This is a genomic window from Peribacillus sp. Bi96 (assembly GCF_918698115.1).
Taxonomy (GTDB): domain Bacteria; phylum Bacillota; class Bacilli; order Bacillales; family DSM-1321; genus Peribacillus.
In genome coordinates, this window is record NZ_CAKKLV010000031.1 from 26,345 (window position 1) to 45,216 (window position 18,872).

Sequence of the window (18,872 nt, forward strand, 5' to 3'; positions counted from 1 at the left end):
CCCGAATAACGGGATATCAAGATTTGATATTCATTGTTCTCCATGCTGATGGTGTAATCCCCACCGCCTTCTTAAACTGTTTATAAAAATAAGCAGAATCCGAATAGCCAACTTGTTTTCCAATTATTCCAGCCTTTAAATGTGTCCCTCTCAACAATTGTTTTGCTTTTTCGAGTCTTAAATGATTAATATACTCAGAGAATACTAAGCCAGTTTCTTTCTGGAAAAGTTGTCCTAAGTAAATCGAATTTATATGAAATTTATAGCTTAATGTTTTCAAAGAAAGTTCCTCATAAAAATGTGCTTGAATATATTGCACCACGCTTTGAATAATAGGACTTCGATGCTCCGACTTTTGTTCCAATGTTCTAAAAATTCCTTCGATAAAATCAATAAGAATGTCAACTAAAATTCCAATTGAATAGGCCTCTAAAATTCGCTTTACAATACCTACTGTTTGATCATTTGCATGTGACGATACATCTTTTTGGATAGACGTAACTATTTCAATAGCGAACCCTCTAATAATAGTTGGAGCAACCTTTTTAGTAGATTTATTAATCTCATCGAAAGCATCTTTGATCCACAAAAAAGCCTTTTCTTGTTCTGAGCCAACAATGTATCTCTTTAGATCACCCAATTCATTCGAAGTAGAAAGGCTTGCTTGCGTATACTGCTTTGTTAATTCATCTGTTATGAGTCCACTTTCTTTGAGTACTAATCGATAGCCAGATAACTCTTTTGCACGTTGATAGCTCTTATACAATTCACTTGTGGAGCAAACAAATGATCCAACATTAATATGATACTTTCCAGAAACATATCCAGCAAATAGCATATTCAATTCATCTAGTTTTTTCTTAAGTCCATCTTCACAATTAAATGAAACTAAAAGGATAAGTTCGCCATCTGGATTAATAATGCAGACAGACTGAAATAACTCCTCTACTCTTTTTCTGAAAAAGGAAGAGTTTTCATGTTCACCATCTGATATTTGCATTAATACAACAGCTAGATTCTGACCATCGAACTCCAAACTATACAACTCTACTCTTTCACGCCATTCTTTTGCATCGATGTCTTGATTCAGACATCGCCAAATCGTATTATCTCTTAAAATAGTATAGGCTTCCTCATTATTTGTAGATTTCTCAAGTTTCTCTATACTATTTTCCAATGTTGAAATGAGTTCCTGCTCATTGACAGGCTTTAAAAGATAATTTTCGATTCCTAGCTTCATACCCTTTTTCACATATTCAAATTCTTCGTATCCAGATAAAACGATATATTTTGTATTAGGATGACGTTCTTTCAACGTACTAATTAGCTCTAATCCATCCATTATGGGCATCATTATATCAGTTAATAATATATCAACATGACACGTTTCTAACTTTTTAATAGCCTCACTACCATTAGAAGCTTCACCAACAACATTTAGTCCATAATCTTCCCAAGGTACCAACGCTCTCATGCCTTCAATAATAAATGGTTCATCATCTACTAAAAATACGTTATACATGTTATATCTGTTCCCTCCTAGCTGCTGGAATTCTAACTTCTAAAATAGTTTCTTCTCCTTCATTACTACTAATCTGAATTCCATAATTTTGTCCGTATTTTAATTGTATTCTTTGATGAACATTACTCAGCCCGATTGAGCCCTCAGAGGTGGTAGTTCCTTCTAATAATTTAGTTTGAATAGCCAATAGTTTATCTATTGGAATACCTCTCCCATTGTCTTTTATTATTATTTCTATTTCCCGATGAATTCTTTGAACTTTAATTAGTAATTCATTATTATTTGTTTCTTTTCGGAAGCCATGAATCAAATAATTTTCAATAAGGGGTTGAAGGGTAAATTTGAGAATTTTTTCGTCTAAACAATTTTCTGGAATCTCGTACGTTACGTGTAAGCGGTTAGAATATCTAATCTGATTTAGACCTATGTACTCCTTAACATGTTGGATTTCATCAGAAATTTGAACGATTTCTTTACTACTTAAAGAATAACGAAATAATTGTCCTAAACTATAAATCATATTACTAGTTGGCTTAGATCCGTCAGCTATAGCTTTCATGCGAATAGCTTCCAATGTATTATATAGAAAATGCGGCTGAATTTGTGACTGAAGCGCTTTCATTTCAGCCTCTCTTTGGCGGATATTTAAAACATATACATCTTTAATATACATGTTTAGATCATCTAACATATCATTGAAACTTTCTGATATGGCTGTTAACTCGTCTTTTTCTCTACTATCAGGTATTCTAATTTGCAAGTTTCCATCTCGAACTTGGTGAATGGCAGTTTCTATTTTATTAATTCTTCTAGAATAAGATCTCATCGCAAAATAGGTTACAGCAATTGCTATACAAGAAAGTAAAACTGTAGATAATAACATATACCTATGAACAATCGTTATTTTCTTAATATCATCCTCAGGCATGAAACCTACATATAAGTAGCCCCTGTGGTCATCAGCCAATGTATTAATATAGTAGTTTTTTCCCTTCCACTTTATTTTCTTGAAGTTCGTTTCAAATGGTATATCTTTCAATGGTACTGGAATGGTACCATCGTCTGACGAGTAAAGATAATCCCCATTACGTTGAAAAATATGGACTGTTCCTTTAAATTGTGATTTCCTCAAACGAATCACATCTTGTATTCCCGCTGTATCATAAAAAACCGTCAGATCCCCTAATTTCTTAAGGGTCGCAGGATCATTAATGGAACGAGATATTTGAATATTGTTGAAGATACTCCTTTCTTGCTCCCACTCAACTTGCTGAAGTTGTAAGTCTTGAGGATGAACAGTTATACCTTCCTGATTCCCTTTCTTTTGCTCTCTCTTATCCATATATTTATTCCATCTATAGTGGCTATTTATATATTCATACTCTGTACCAGGGCTTACACTTTTTAAACTCACTGCATTGATATCAGGGTCTTGACTAAAATACGCTTGGAAAAATGTATTAAGGTTGTTCGGAATAAATGAAGAGCTTTCACTGTACTTATCTAGTCGATACGCAAGATATGAATCATAATCATGCTGCAATGCAAATGCAATATCATTATAAATAAGATCTGTTTTTAAATATAATTCTTGCATAACATATTGTACATGCTCATCTTTTTGCTGGAGATAAGATTCAACCCGTTCTAGTGTTTCTGTACTTGCGTCCATTTCTTTCTGGATAATAACTTCTGTATAATAGCGTGATAATACAAGCAGTAACAGAAACATTGTAAGAAGGATCGTTACGGAATAAGTGATTAAAATTTTGCTAAACACCTTATTCGTTAGCCGCCTTATTATATTACTCAAGAACATCCTTTATATCCTCCCATGATGACTTACTAACTCAAAGAACATCCCTTATCTCCTTCCATGCAGATTTACGTACTCAACTACCATTTTACTGTATTTTCTGTCGGAAAGTGAAGTTGATTCACTGCCCGACAGAGGGATGAATAGTATTATCTTATTTCATCATGAAAATAGACTAATATTGTTTTAATTTCATACGGTTTTATTTCAAAGTCGATTTGTTCGGTTTGTTTCTTGCTATCAACTTGTTCCATCAAGTTTGTTTCATACCATTTTTTAACGTTTCTTGGGAATTCAATCAAGACATTTCCGCGTCGCCCTTCATACTCATGAAGGCGAATAATTACTGCGTCATCGCCCTCTTTTTTCTTTATCGCATCGATCTTAACATGATCGTTATTCACATTCATAAACGAGCTTTCCGCTGGTGAAAATCCACCTTTCACTACTTTCAATCGATTATTTATAAACCAAGCTTGCTTTACTGTTTGCCCAACTCTCCAATCTCCCTGATGAGGTAGCAGTGAATACGTAAACTCGTGTTCTCCTTGATCTGCGGTTGGATCAGGGTGGATTGCTGCTTTTAGCAAGGATAAGCGAATCGTTTGGTCTTTAATGTCATACCCGTATTTGCAATCATTTAACAAACTCACTCCGTACCCTGTTTCAGAAAGGTCTGCCCACTGATGTCCAACTGTTTCAAATCGTGCCATATCCCAGCTCGTATTCCAATGTGTCGGTCTCTTAACATTACCAAATTGAATATCATAAGTTGCTTCGGTAGAACGAATATCAACTGGGAATGCTACCTTCATTAACTTACGTTGCTCATGCCAATCCACTTTTGTTTTAAAATCAATACGTCTATTTTGAGCATAGAAAATCATATCTTGTTCAACCAAAGAACTTTGATACTTCCATTTCGTCCGGATGACAATACGAAGCGGACCATTTTCAACAACTTCACTTGATACTACTTCACGGATTTCCTCCATTTTTTCTTGGTAATACAAATCAATATCCCACGCATCGTGTGCTAATGGTTTATCTTCAAAAATTTGAATGATGTTTCCTTTTTCCTGTTGTGCTAGTACTTCACGCCTAGCTTCCTTATCAAATATTCGAGTCAGTTGAAGGGAGTCATTCCATGCAACTTGATAAAAAGGTGTTTCCAACAACATTCCCTTAATAAGAAATGGTGTTTTATTTTCTACCATAGGATCTTGTTTGAATTGAATTTCTACTGCACCAAATTGTTTGGTCTCCTCTAATTCAACTAACCAACCATTTTCAGTTCGTTGGCTATTTAGAATTTCCCCTGAACCTGATATCCATCCTCCAACCACATCATTCGTTTGATCGTATGGGATGAATGCACTTTGTTGATCTTGCCAACTAGTTGCATTGAAGACTGTATACGTTCCATGTTTAGGTTCAATAAACTCATTGAAATTATTCTGATCAATTTCGAGTTGTATATCTTCTGCTTGTTTATATTCCACTTTTGCATCTTCATATACTTCCTTAATGGATGAACCAGGAATAATATCATGGAATTGATTTCGCAAAATAATCTTCCAACCTTCATCAAGCTGTTGCTTAGGATATTTCGCCCATGATGACATTAGAGAGTTCCACACAGACAACCATTCCGACTCCCTATAACTCAACTCGAGTTTACGATTCATTCGTTTTGTATATGCTTGACTTGTATAGGTCCCCCTGTGGTATTCAAGGTACAATTCACCGTCCCAAGTGTGGACATACTCATTTGAATTCTCAATATTTTCGTGTAACTTTTGGAAGTACTCTCCAGCTTTTGCCGTTTTTACTTTTGGCAGTCCTGGCATATTCTCAAATCTGCGACGAAGCTCTATCATCTCTCGATTGACTCCTCCACCCCCATCACCATACCCATAGGAAAGAAGTAAATCTTGGTTAACATCTTTATTCCGGTATGAATTCCATGCACCGTTTACAGTCTTTGCGGTAATCAGCCCATTATATGTATAAAACCACGAATCTTCCGAATTCCAAGGTTCAGGAGTGGTTACAAAATGAGTTAGGATTTCTGTCCCATCAATTCCACGCCATTTAAAAGTATCATTTGGCATACGATTATACTGATTCCAACTTATTTTAGTGGTCATAAATGTATCGATTCCTGACTTTTTCAAAATTTGTGGAAGTGCCCAGCAATACCCAAATACATCTGGCAGCCATAGATACTTGCAATCTACCTCAAATTCCCTTTTAAAGAATTCCTTCCCGTACAAAATTTGTCTCACTAGTGATTCCCCGCTAGGAATATTACAATCTGCTTCTAACCACATTGCACCTTCAGTTTCCCAACGACCTTCTTTTACACGCTTTTTAATATTTTCATAGATTTCTGGGTAGTCTTCTTTAATATACTCATATAACTGTGGCTGTGTTTGGAGAAAATAATATTCCGGATATTGCTCCATTAATCTTAAAACAGTAGAAAAAGATCGAGCAGCCTTTTCACGTGTATGTTTTAAACGCCATAGCCATGCAACATCAATATGTGTATGACCAACACAATGAATGGTCACAGGGTGATGTTTTTCGATTTCGTTAAGACTTTTATTTAATTCCACACTAGCAATTTCACAACTACTAAAAAATGCTTCATTACCTGGTTTACTCCAATTTATTTTCATAAAAGCTTGATTCAACACTTTTATAATTGCATGTTTTTCTGGTCGGTCATCACCAAGTTCTTTAATTGTTTGCCACGCTGCTAGGGATGTATAATATAAATCATCTACAGCCTCGTCTAACCAAGCCAATTGGGCCATCTCAAGTGTATAAATTTGCTCCTTTGGCTCTCCACCACCTTCAAGTCCAGACCAAAGTCTGAAATCTAATTGAACAGTGTTTCCTATTTCGGTTGGTGGAAAAAATACTTCCTGATGGTTAGAATCAACACCTTGGTACGGATTTCCATTTAAGAATAATAATGATTCAAATCCAGAATTATTTCCTCCGCCTGTACGTCCAAAATCAAATAAACCAACTACTTTTCTATCAGCCCATTCCGTCGGGAGTTGAACATCTGCATGTAGCCAAAGATACCGGTCTCGTCCCTTCCATTGGTCTCTTAGTTGTAAAGTCGATTCACCCTTTTCTATAGGAGGATATGTGCCTACTACACCCTCATCCTCAATTGTACTAAACTGACCAATCTCAATTCCATCACGATAGCGGTACTGCGCCAATTCTTGTATTCTTGCTTCTAGCTTTCTTTCTACTAAAAACATATAAATCCCCCATTTTTATATTAATTTATACTTTCCTCGATCTTCATATGTTTATTTACTTGTGATTGCTGTTCTTCTAGAGTTTTAAACCTTTTTATACAGACATTCATAATCCAATATGCAGGAAGTACACCTGAAATAAATGGTATAAGTCCCGGCATATTCGTGATTAAATAGCCAATAAAAAACAAACCAATACAAATCATTGATGTAGAAAAAGGACTAATAAGTGAAATAATAAATGATTGTTTTATGTAATCCTTTAGTGAGTAATGATAATGTACATACAAAGGGAAAAAGTGAACAATAGCATTCAAATATAAAAGAATGATAAAGCTAATAAAGACATAAAGAATAACGGAAAACGTTCCTTCCATGCTTTCAGCAATTCTTAAATCGACATATAAAAAAAAGCCAATTACTGCATATATCAGCCCAATACAATTTGAACGGACAAACTCTTTTTTAAAGGTTTCTTTAAATGTTTTCAATAAGGAAACATCTAGGTCCTTCATCTTCCACTTTCGTGTAACAGCAAATAAAGCAACAGTCGCCGGCATAATCCCAAAAACACCTAATCCAGCCACAATAAATACAAACCAAAGAATATTCGTCCATACTAACCTAACGATCCATTCACTTACTTCTTGTAACATTCTCCCCATGTTTTTCATCCCCTACCAATATGATAATCGGAAAGGGGTTTTTCCCCCTTTCCGATTATCATATTACTTAATATCCATATGCTTCGACTTCAAATATTCTAATTGCTTGATCTCCACCTTGTGTTGGTTGTTGGACAGAAAAGCGAATATATCGAGCTTCTGTCGTTGTAATGGCATGTTCTGAGATAGCATCTGTATTATTTGTGACAGTTACTGCGTTCGTCCAATTTTCACCGTCAAGACTTACCTCGATCGTGAATGCCCTCGTATTAAAGGCTGCTGGCTCTCCACCCGCTTCAGCATGTTTGACAACAAACTTTGATAGATGAAACGCCTCACCGAAATCGACTTCTAACCAATGATTTGCACCAACTGCACACCATTTACTATTATTCGTCACGATTCCATCAATCGCGTACTTTGGTCCTTCAGAGGGGGCGCATTGTCCACTAGCAGTTGCAGTTTTGTTCAGTGCAACGTTAGTAATGTTTTTTGCATCCTTTGAAATTGTAATAAAGCCTTCTTTTGTAAGGACATCCTCTCCTTCGCTATTTTTAGCGATTAGGGTAACTGAGTACACTCCTTCTTCTTCATACCTTACAACTGGATTATTCTCATTACTTTCTAAAGGTGTACCACCTTCAATCTGCCATTCAACTTCTTCTGTCGCTTCAGATGAATTGTTAAAAAACTGGATTTCTTCACCTGGTGCTGCAACTGTTTGACTTACGCTAAAGTCTGCCTTTGGTTGTGGGTATGCAGGCCATTTAAACGTTACCTTCGCAGCTTTACCTCGAACAAAATCAGTAGTTACAGCTACTATTTCTAGGGTAGTTGCTGTTTCCTTACCACTTCTTCGTAAATTCGAAATGTAGTATGCAGCGTTTGGAACTGCTCCGATAAATTCTTTTTTACCTTTAGGAAGGTCGCGATAAATTTCATAATGCTGAATATCACCTTCCACTGACTCCCATGATAAATCTAAATCAGCATATAGTCCCTTCGAGAAAGTCGGATTTTTCACCTTAGCTTTCGTTGGTATAGCTGGGACCTCTTTATCGTTATGTTTATTTGTAACTTTAATTTCTCCGATGTTGATTTGATAATCTTTTATTGCTTCATCACTCTCGAAGAATAGAGAAATAGTTGCAATTTCTTTTCCCTTATATTTGTTTAATTTAAATGTTTCTTCCATCCATTGATCTCGACTCTTTTTCTTCACATCAAAAAACACAAAATCATCAGGTTGATCCACAAAACTTACACCAAGCTTCATGTTAGGCTTTTTCACATCTGTTTTGTAGGTTACAGAGATCTCAGTATCCTTTTCAACTGGTAGATTCGTTTTATAAAGCTTCACATGTGTCGCATTTTTTTTCGTTAGGTTACCAGAAACCTTCAAAGAGCTACCACCGTAAAATGCTGTATCCCAATCGAAATCAACATTTAGAGGCTCCCCTTTGCTATCCTTTAACCAGCGCCATGTTGGTAAAATATCTTGTAAACTACGGTTATTCCATTCTTCTATACTTTGTGTAGAACCATCTACTGCAAAGAATTTCCCACTACCTGTATTAAAATGCGTTACAAACGGAAGCTCTTGAATTACCGTTTTTGCAGTAAAATAGTGAGCCATCCCTTTCCAGTTTCCATTTTCACCAGTCTTGCGGGGATCCCCAGCTTTTCCAGTCCAGAATTCTTGTTCTTTCTGATAGAACGCTTCCATTGTTTCAGTTGTTTTAAAAGCCCAGTCTGGACGGTAAATCCCTAAGGAAGTCAAAGGTTTTTGTCCTTCAGGGAAAATGCCATTCCAAGGAATGTTTGTCTTTGTTCCATTTGCTTCTACATCAATGCCCGTATATAGGTCATATGGACTTCTACCAATTTCCAATGCCTTATCATGAGAAGATTGTTGATTCGTCCACCAGAAATTTAAAAACATACTGTCGGAAATTCTGTCATTATCATCTTGTAAGAACATTTTATTACGATCTGTTAAGTGATTTTGCCAGTTAATTGATCCGTTTTCTACCATTGAGTCATACCACATAATGTGCATGTCTTCTTGCTTATTGTCTTGTAGATATTTTAAAAACTTTTTCGTTTTTTGTGCAGTTTCATTATTTCCACCTGCTGTTTCTTGGTTGATAAACCAGCCGTCAAATCCGTAATATTTAGCAACCTCTAAAAGTTTGTCAGCAGCAGGAAATGAACCATCCTCTCGCTGTGTAATCATTTGGTCTACCCATTTTTCTTGTCCTCCGTACGTTATTGGAGGAAAGAAAATAGTACCTAAGATTGGAACGCCATTTTTATGAGAAGCATCAATCACATCAGCACTTGGAGGAGTAATGATTCCTTCTCCAGCAGAACCCGCCCAATACACCATTAAATCAACATACTGCCAGTAGCTAAATGTATTTGCAAAAAATTTATTTCCGCCTTGAGATGGAACCCCGCTTGTGTTGGGATTTAATGCCGATAAGGCAACCAATTTAGCTTCTGACTGAGATGTTTCATTCACATTGAAAACAACTTCTCTATCAGCTAATGGAACAGTACTTTTGTTATATACAGCATCAGAATCATTTTCTGGACTCCACTTTAATAATGTATCAGGATACCAATAAGATGATTCCGGCTGTTTTGCAAAGCCCGTAATCGGAAGTACACAAACTAAAAGCAAACCTAAGAACGTAGTGACAAGACCATATCTTATTTTCAACAAATTCCCACCCCTATTAGTAAGGTTATTTTATCTATCCTCTGTAACAACCAAGATGCGGTACTGTGTCTTAACTTAGATATTATTTTTCTTGTAGCTTTTTATAAAGCGGACTACCTTTAACTGCAAAACCACATAAACTTAATACAAATTCACTAAACATCGAATTCGCCCAAGAGAACCACTCTCTCGTAAATTCTTCTGGTTGGTCTGCATTAAAGCCCTCATGCATAAATCCAGTTCCTCCATCTGATTGCTTCATCTCTTCCAAAATTCTCTTTTTATCAGAAGCATCTGTAGATGTCATCCCCTCAATTGCTAATGCAATATGCCATATATAATGATCGGGTGTATGAGGACTCCCAATTCCATTGGCCACTTTTCCTTCATAAAAGTAAGGATTATCTCTACTTAATAAAAAGCGGCGAGTATTCTGATAGGTTTTATCATCAAATTGGCACCAGCCCAGATAAGGAGCTGCTAGTAAACTAGGGATGTTCGCATCATCCATAAGATGATATCTTCCCATTCCATCCGTTTCATAGACATATAAATCTCCATAAATCGGATGTTCTAACACTGCATGTTCTTCTATTCCTGCTTTTATCTCTGAAGCTAGTTGCTCACATTGCTTTGCAAGACTTTCATCCTTTAACACTTCTCTACAAATCTCTGATGCATAACCTAGTACTACTACCGCAAACATATTTGCAGGTACTAAATAACCATATAAACAAGCATCATCACTTGGTCTAAATCCACTCCAAGTCATTCCTGTTCTCACAGTTTTAGATCCTTTCCCATCCCTGTTCAGAGTATCTGATTGTCTTACATCCATTCTTTCAAAGCTATATGATGATTCATCCTCATGATTTTGTTCCACTTTCCAGACATGCAAAATCTTGTTCAATGCTTTTACAAATGTGTCATCAAAGTAGGCCGTTCTTCCAGTTGATTTCCACAAAAGATAAGAAAGCTGAATTGGATAGCAAAGTGAGTCAATTTCATATTTACGTTCCCATGTCATTGGGGACATATCAGTTTTATCATCTTGATGGCCTTTTCCATTAGCGGTTTCATTGAATGCATTTGCATATGGGTCATGAACGATATAGTTCATTTGACGACGAACAACACCTTCAATTAATTTCGCCATTTCTTCATCCTCTTCAGCAGCAAGTAAATATGGACGTACTTGGGCAGCTGAATCTCTTAACCACATAGCTGGAATATCACCAGTAATGACAAATGTTGATCCATCTTCTTGTGGCTTTAGTGTTGTTACATACGTATTAACAAAACATTGTTCAAACATTTCCTGAAGCTTTTTATCTTCAGGAAAATTCTTCTTCACCTTTTCGATTAAATAAGATAGTGATTGTGGGATTGTTTTCTCAGTGTTCATTACCTTCACTCCTTCACTTGCCAACCAAGGCTAATAATTTCAAACGGTTTTACTTTTTCTTGAATTTGCGTATTTTCAAACGGCTCTTTCACATTCTCAACGATAGTACTCTTATAGCTATTTGTACCTTGCATTGGTTGAGCAATTACCATTGTTTCTTTTTCAGATGTGTTAAACCATCGAGCAATTACATCATCTCTTTCCTCCGCTAACTTGATAGAAGAGATTGCTAACGATTTACCTTCCCAAGTAAAAAATGTCTTTTCGGTTGGAAGTAACCCTTCATGTACATCTGTTTGTACAGCAATCACAGGCACTTGGAAGTCATACGCCTCTTTGAATACTTCTGACTCAACCACTGTACCTTTGTGAGGGATAACCATCCATTCTGCTTGGTACGTTCCAATACATTGAGCGTCTGGTGTCGGAAATAGACCCCAATCCCCTAACTCAGAAGTTGAACGTAGAATCGTAACGGCTATTGTTTGTTGTTCCTCAAGGATTTCATACTCATGTAATCCTTTATTCGCAATTGTCATCCCATGCTTTCCATCTGTTACACTTACAAAAGCCTGTTGGTGATGATCGAAACTAGGATTGTCCCACTCTCTTTCAGGTATATTAGGACGTTTTGCCACTTCAAAAACACTGTCTGCATAGTGTTCATTCGTACTTAGATTAGTTGGAAAAAGAACGCGTAGACGATGATCCTTTGCTTGATTTTCAATTGTAACCTTAACAGATGGCCCCTTCGCTTTTTGATCTAACTGAATATGTGTAGTTAAACGAATTGTTACATTTTCAGAAGATCGACCTGATAGCCGGTCCTTATGCCAAACTAATCGTTCCTTTTCTCGTTGAAACTTTTCATCGGCCTCTTTTGGAATCTCCCACTCATGAACAAGTTCCATAACGGAACGTAATGAATGGTCTTCAACTACTCTTATCTCCGCTTTCAAATCTTTCGTAGTAAGTGGAACTTCACCAGTTGGCTTCCTAAACATATATTCGTTACCAATGTCCCCGCTATTTTCATAGATTCCTAGATTTTCGAATACTTTCCCAGTCTGTTTGTCAGTCAATGTATACGAACCATTTTCATGAACAAACAAATGAACAAATTCATTCTCCAATTCACGAGCACATTGATTAATCGATGGCTGTTCATTCAACTTCGTTTCCTTGGCCGGTGCCGGTTTGATATAAAATGTTTTATATCCATAGCCCGGAAGAGATTGAGCTAGGAATGTTAATTTGATAATTCTTGCATAATAAGGACGTCGGAAACCATCTCCTGGTAACTCATATCCAAAACGGGTACCAAGGTCCTTTGTTTTACAATCATGTTCCGTACCACTTTTATCAACCAAATTAATATCAGGTAAATCCTTCGAACCAAGGAAATCTGGAATCTCTGAAAAAGGCATATCTGAAAAATAGACTTTTTCTAGTTCAACTTCTTTTTCGATAACCACATCTCGCGTATTTCCTGATGTGTTAAAAACAACAACTGGAATCATATCCTCATCAACAACACTTTGTTTCGTTGAAATATGAGATACAACTTCATTGGCCTTTTCCTCGATAATAGTTGATGCCGTCTGCTGAACCTTCTCAAAACGAGTTACCATTTCTCGATGTACTTCATCGACACTACAACCGCAAATACTGTCATGAGGATGGTTTTCCATCAGAGTTTTCCAAGCATATCGTAAATAATCACGTGGATATTCATGACCAAGAAAATATGAAAACACAGAAAGTGGCTCAGCCACCTTTTCTAAAAGTGTTTGACACTCTTGATTCATCTGCTTTAGATAGATACGGGCAGAGGCTGTATTTACAAGAGTTGACCACCCATCTGTACGTTGATTCCGCAGTTCACCCGTAATCGTCTGAAGTTGTTCTGGTAATGATTCCTGAAGTACTTCCATATAATCATCAAAATTAGAGTGTACAAACGTGATATCCGGAAAAAGTTCTTCAGCCACCTTGATTGCTTCTCCTATATCCACTTGAATTGGCTGATGATCACAACCATTCATGAAAAGAAGATTTGATGTTGAAGAATATTTCTTAGCATCAGCTAGTTTTGTTTCCCAATACTTTTTCGCACTCTCTCTATCAACTGGTACTTCATTGCCGTTGGAATACCAATTTGCAAACAACACACCAAGCACTGCCGAGCCATCTGGCGACTCCCACTTAAGTTCTGAAAATGGCGATTCAAATGTTTTCGCATCGCTCACCATATTATTAAATCCAGTTGGTTTTACACCTCTCCCAAACGCAGCAGTTTTAATATTAGCTTGCTGAAGCAATTGAGGTGCTTGCCCGTAAATGCCAAATGTATCTGGGAAGTACCCTACCTTTGACACAGCACCGTATTCCTTTGCAGCTTGTAATCCATACAACATATTTCTGACATTCGCTTCCGAGCTTGTTAAAAATGCGTCCTGTAACACATACCACGGACCAATATGAAGCTTTTTTTCTTGTATTAGCTTCTTAATCAATTCTTTTTTATCTGGACGAATTTGGAAATAATCTTCCAAAATAATCATTTGTCCATCCAAGTGAAAGCTCTGAAAATCTTCCCCCTTTTCAAACAAATCGATAAGTGTATCCATCAACTTCACTAAGTAGTAACGATGCTTTTCAAAAGGCATATACCATTCCCGATCCCAGTGGGAGTGAGAAATAATATGCGCAGTAGTCTTAAATTCCATTTTGTTTTTCCCTCCTATATCTCAATCCTTCGACAGGATAGTAGCCGCAGCACTCTTTATTCCCGTCAATGTACCATGACGCTTTTTCTATCTTCAGTAATTAGCCATCTTGGTGTAAAAGGTAATTGGTCATTTTCTACTAGCCATTAATAAAATGCTGGCTGTTCGATGATGGCACCACCGCCTAATAGGAACAGCTTAGGATTTAATATTTGAACTGCATGGATCGGCATTAGGAAAGCGCTATCAATATTTTGTACTATAGGATAACCACGCCACGATTTAGATTGTGTGGATTTAGTACCTTCACTTGTTTCTAATCTGGCAGAGCCGGAGTACCTATGCCGATTCCTGTAATGGTTGGGAACTGTTGCATTGATTTCTTTTACACACGATACACCCAAGTTGTTAGCACAACCTGGTATTTTACTTAGGTCGGAAATTCATGTGCTGTTAGGACGTCACCATCCTCTTGTACAAATTCAATCGCTATATTCGTTCCTCTAATATCATGCCTATAGCAGTTTTCATGTACAATCGCCTTCTTCTATTTTTCTTCACATTAACGATATGTTTCAGCAAGTCAATAGTCAATCAACACAGAGAAAGTGATAAGCTTTTTCCATATAATCTAAAATTTATCCATATTTTATGAAAGTGACTGTGACATTTCTTTTCAACCAGGCAGATCGAATTTGTTTTGCATTTACCCCTAAACTCTCGTTAATGTAAGCAGGGGTTAAATACAATTCCCCATTGTGATATAGAGCACTAATAGTTTGTGTAGGTTCATATTCTACATATAATCTGTTACGATTTGAATCATTCACTTCAAGTAACTGTTCCAGCTCTAATAAAGGTCTATCAACTGCCTTGTTCTCATTTGATATATTGTAGAAAAGTGCCTCCAGAGCGTTTAGATCCACATCTAATCCTTCACGATTAAAAAGGTCATTTAGCACCTTTCCAGTAAACACTATAAAAGAATAATGAAGAGAAATTCTTCTCGCAGCATCACAACTATGAACATCTATGCTCATATGACTGACAGCATGGAAGAAAAGGCCTCCCATCAGTTCAGTAAACTGATGAAAGACCTTCATCTTTAAAAATATTCACATGTTAGGTGAGCAAATAGGTGAGCATTAATTTCTAAAAACTCGTTAAACCCCTTTATATCAAGGGATTTAAAACCCTATTACATCATGCCACCCATTCATTTTTTTATATAATAGAAAGAAATAGGTTATAAAAAAGTTCTTCATATGAGGCTTTTGCCAAGATTCGACTAAATGATATTACATGAGACAAATAAAAGAAGAGGACAAAACGGAGGACAAAATTACCTTCCTTTTGTCCCCTTTTTCTTAGTACTTCTTTTTAATACAAAAACTCGAAATTATCTATAGCAATGCTCATCTGCTTTTCAAACAAATTATTGTATCTGCTTCGATCTGTTTTAAAACCTTTTACTAATATGCTTTCTTTTTCTGCAATCTAAGACTCTATCCTATTCAGGGTGAAATTCAATTTATTTGCGCACAAATCCTTTAATTTTTTTCGTTCTGTTCGTAGATGTCCCGTTGATTTTTGATTTCCTACATAACCGTGGATTAACTGGCTCAACCATATTGCCACTTCTCATTCTCTGCTAAGGAATAAATACTACACTTTTATGTATATATGATAAAAAATATGGATTTCACTAATCTATTTTATAATCGCTAACTGTTTTTTACTCGAAAACTTAGTATAAAATACATTAAAAGTTCCCGAAGAACTCCATTGCCCTGCAACAACTATAAGGTACTCTTTGTTTGGAAAAATATCGTTCTTTATTTCCTTAAACAACACTTCATCGTCAAAATTTAAAATAAAAGTGTATTCCTCTCCATCAGTAGAAGCAATCAGCGAAATTTCCATTTTAGTAGAGTTATAGAAATGTGGCCTTTTACATTTGGCTTCAATGATTCTCCAACCGAAAACACCTTTAGGGTACATGTGAATGCTTCTGTTATCCAGTAGCATTTTACCAATTGATAAACCGTTATATGTATCAGAATAGTCACAATTCTTACACATTGAATATATCTGACGAATTGTTCGTATTGGCTTTGATGTTGTTGTACCATTTCCATGTTCTCCAGGAGTTTCTTTTTTAGTCTGCGGCTTGCTTGGCATCATTAATGCTAGTAATGCATTGTCAAATTCGAATTTATCTTCATTATAATTATTTGGATTAAATCCATTTGAAGTTCCATATGGACAGCCTTCTATATGCCTATGAGAAGAACTTGCACGAAAATATGATGCGGATACTCCATCAATATTCGATATATGCATATGGGCGTTACATTTGGGATTTGGACAGTAATAGCGAATTCCCTTGTCCTGCCTCTGCGCGTTTTTTGCTAATAATTTCTCTGTTCGACCGTCATCCTTATAAACATACATTGCCATCTCTGTTCCTCCTTGTGAAAATCGAAAGTAAGTTATCGTCCAGTATTGTAGTATGTGACGAAAATATGTTTATTGTTTATCAAATATTTTAATCGACTTGGTCCAATAAGAAAATCAACACTAATCTTTAACAGAGCCTTTTAATAAAAGAAAGAGGACTATCTACTAGTCCTCTCAGGCTTACTTTACTTATCACAACCAATTCCATCACCATCACGGTCTAGGTGCTTGCCGTAACCAGGATTCCCTTCATATACAGGCGCTGCACCGGCGGATCGTACGGCATCACAGTTCTCATAATAAACCCTGGTGACCGCCTCTTGTTCCTTTTTTTCTTCAGCTAATCGAGCAGCTTCTTCCTTTTTCTTTTGTTCCTCAGCTAATTGAGCAGCTTCTTCCTTTTTCTTTTGTTCCTCAGCTAATCGAGCAGCTTCTTCCTTTTTCTTTTGCTCTTCAGCTAATCGAGCAGCTTCTTCCTTTTTCTTTTGTTCCTCAGCTAATCGAGCAGCTTCCTCCTTTTCCTTTTGTTCTTCAGCTAATCGAACAGCTTCTTTCTTTTTCTTTTGTTCCTCAGCTAATCGAGCAGCTTCTTCCTTCTTCTTTTGTTCTTCCGCCAAACGTTCAGCTTCTTTTTGCTCTTGTTTAAGAGTAATTTCCTTCTTTTCTTTAGGTACGGTTTCTTTTACTGGTTCTACAAAAATCATAGATAGTATGCAACTAAGTAAGAATCCTGCTAAAACTATCCATCCAGGTTTTGAAAACGTCACTCTTCCTTTACTACGTTGAATCATTTGGTAAATACCAAACAAGAAAATTATTAGACCTATCCAAGCAAAAGGGGTAATGATAATAGTAGATAAAATTATAAATAGAGCAATAACAATCATAATCCATTTAATAAACTTCAAAATTTTCACCTCATGAGTTTAAAATCTTTTGTTTTTCTATTTCAAATTCTTCTTCAGTTAGCACGCCCTGATCACTTAATTTAGCAATTTGAGCAAGCTTCTCATACTTATCATCTGAATGTGCGGCTGCTTTATTTTTAGCTTTGCTTATTCCAGTAACCCGTTTTGACTCGTTCATTTTACTTCTAACAACTTTGAGAAACTGTTTGAGTTGATCGTCGTTTGCTATGTCGTCAAAGATTTTGCGGGTTCGTCCATAATCGATTAATAACTCTTTTTGAGCAAACCCATCCGGAGCTAATGAAATGCCATTCATTTTTCGATAATCGAAAGCTTCGGTGAACTCACCGTGACCTATTCCATTAGTAACAAATATAAGTCTGTGGCTGGTTGCAATAAGCATGCCCTTGATTTCTCTTTTTTTCGTTTTATCATACTCAGCAGGTATAGCTATTAAAACTTCCTCATCGGGGGATTTAATATATTTTTCAAAATGGATAATTGTACTTTTATAGAGAGAAAAACCTACCCTATTGAAAAAAACAGCACTCTTTCCGAAATATTTCTCAATTAATTGCATGTCAGCAGCTTGCTTTTTCTTTTTTTGCTGTTGGGCGATCTGATATTCCACTTCTCTTTGTTGACGTTTCTCCTCTTTGATTATAAGTGCCTTTTCTTTTTCTTCTGGTGAAACATACTCTTGTCCTAAAAGTTTTTTAAAAAAACTCAACACAATCACCTCCGTTTTTAATAAAGGATATTTTTTATGTAGCGGAAGTCGTTACTATCTAATAGCAATAAATATATAATACTACAAAAATTGAAAAAATTTCCTACACTTAATTAAATAAAAATTCTCAGGGAGATTGGCAGGGGGCGAATAATAACTCTATTTGAGCAATTTCCAAATTGGTAGATATTGCATTACAGATTAGTTACCTCATAATTGGTTCTGTTAAACAATAATGGACATTAAATACATATAAAATAGACAATCATTGCAATGGTCTTCTTCAACTAAACTGCCCCTTTAGTTGCATAAAATCGAGTAGGAGGAGGCGCCTAGCCTCCGACCTCTCACACCACCGTACATACCGTTCGGTATACGGCGGTTCAGTTTAAGTCTGACGCAGTTTTGTATATCGTTCATATAGATTTACTAACCCTTGGTGGTGCCAATAAACATTATTAAGGGTTTTGTCTAGAATAGGACTATGCGCTATGCGCCAATAACCCTTTCTGCTATTTCCCCATTCATATGCTTTTCCAAATGGGACGCCTAATCCTTTGAGTTTCCTCACTCTCGTTCTTGGCAATTTCCATTGTTTCCATAGGCACATCCTGAGTCTTCTTCGAAT

General features: G+C 36.3%; 12 protein-coding genes and 1 pseudogene. All 13 read right to left on the reverse strand.

What is annotated here, in order from left to right; translation table 11 throughout:
* Window positions 1-16: 16 nt before the first annotated feature.
* Window positions 17-1,522, reverse strand: a complete 1,506-nt coding sequence (locus LQ203_RS24510) for a response regulator transcription factor (protein WP_230162220.1) — start codon at window positions 1,520-1,522, stop codon at window positions 17-19.
* Window position 1,523: 1 nt separating this feature from the next.
* Window positions 1,524-3,341, reverse strand: a complete 1,818-nt coding sequence (locus LQ203_RS24515; RefSeq protein ID WP_230162222.1) for a sensor histidine kinase — start codon at window positions 3,339-3,341, stop codon at window positions 1,524-1,526.
* 146 nt (window positions 3,342-3,487) lie between these two features.
* On the reverse strand, window positions 3,488-6,622 hold the full coding sequence (locus LQ203_RS24520) for an alpha-mannosidase (RefSeq protein ID WP_230162224.1): 3,135 nt from the start codon (window positions 6,620-6,622) through the stop codon (window positions 3,488-3,490).
* 20 nt (window positions 6,623-6,642) lie between these two features.
* Window positions 6,643-7,287 (reverse strand): YesL family protein, encoded by a 645-nt coding sequence (locus LQ203_RS24525; protein WP_230162226.1) that lies wholly within the window; start codon window positions 7,285-7,287, stop codon window positions 6,643-6,645.
* Window positions 7,288-7,354: 67 nt separating this feature from the next.
* Window positions 7,355-10,012 (reverse strand): discoidin domain-containing protein, encoded by a 2,658-nt coding sequence (locus tag LQ203_RS24530; protein WP_230162228.1) that lies wholly within the window; start codon window positions 10,010-10,012, stop codon window positions 7,355-7,357.
* An 82-nt stretch (window positions 10,013-10,094) separates the two neighbouring features.
* Window positions 10,095-11,417 (reverse strand): glycoside hydrolase family 125 protein, encoded by a 1,323-nt coding sequence (locus LQ203_RS24535; RefSeq protein ID WP_230162230.1) that lies wholly within the window; start codon window positions 11,415-11,417, stop codon window positions 10,095-10,097.
* Window positions 11,418-11,422: 5 nt separating this feature from the next.
* On the reverse strand, window positions 11,423-14,146 hold the full coding sequence (locus LQ203_RS24540) for an alpha-mannosidase (protein WP_230162232.1): 2,724 nt from the start codon (window positions 14,144-14,146) through the stop codon (window positions 11,423-11,425).
* 146 nt (window positions 14,147-14,292) lie between these two features.
* Entirely contained in the window at window positions 14,293-14,550 is a 258-nt protein-coding gene (locus LQ203_RS24545; RefSeq protein ID WP_230162234.1) for a hypothetical protein, read from the reverse strand.
* A gap of 234 nt (window positions 14,551-14,784) precedes the next feature.
* Window positions 14,785-15,249 carry a hypothetical protein gene (locus LQ203_RS24550; RefSeq protein WP_230162235.1) on the reverse strand — a complete coding sequence of 155 codons (465 nt, stop codon included), beginning with the start codon at window positions 15,247-15,249 and terminating at the stop codon, window positions 14,785-14,787.
* Between the two features lie 607 nt (window positions 15,250-15,856).
* Window positions 15,857-16,606 (reverse strand): hypothetical protein, encoded by a 750-nt coding sequence (locus tag LQ203_RS24555; protein WP_230162237.1) that lies wholly within the window; start codon window positions 16,604-16,606, stop codon window positions 15,857-15,859.
* A 185-nt stretch (window positions 16,607-16,791) separates the two neighbouring features.
* Window positions 16,792-17,514: an excalibur calcium-binding domain-containing protein gene (locus LQ203_RS24560; protein WP_230162239.1), complete on the reverse strand. Its 723-nt coding sequence runs from the start codon at window positions 17,512-17,514 to the stop codon at window positions 16,792-16,794.
* 10 nt (window positions 17,515-17,524) lie between these two features.
* Window positions 17,525-18,244: a PH domain-containing protein gene (locus LQ203_RS24565; protein WP_230162241.1), complete on the reverse strand. Its 720-nt coding sequence runs from the start codon at window positions 18,242-18,244 to the stop codon at window positions 17,525-17,527.
* 388 nt (window positions 18,245-18,632) lie between these two features.
* A pseudogene (locus tag LQ203_RS24570) lies at window positions 18,633-18,872 on the reverse strand (group II intron reverse transcriptase/maturase); the annotation flags it as partial.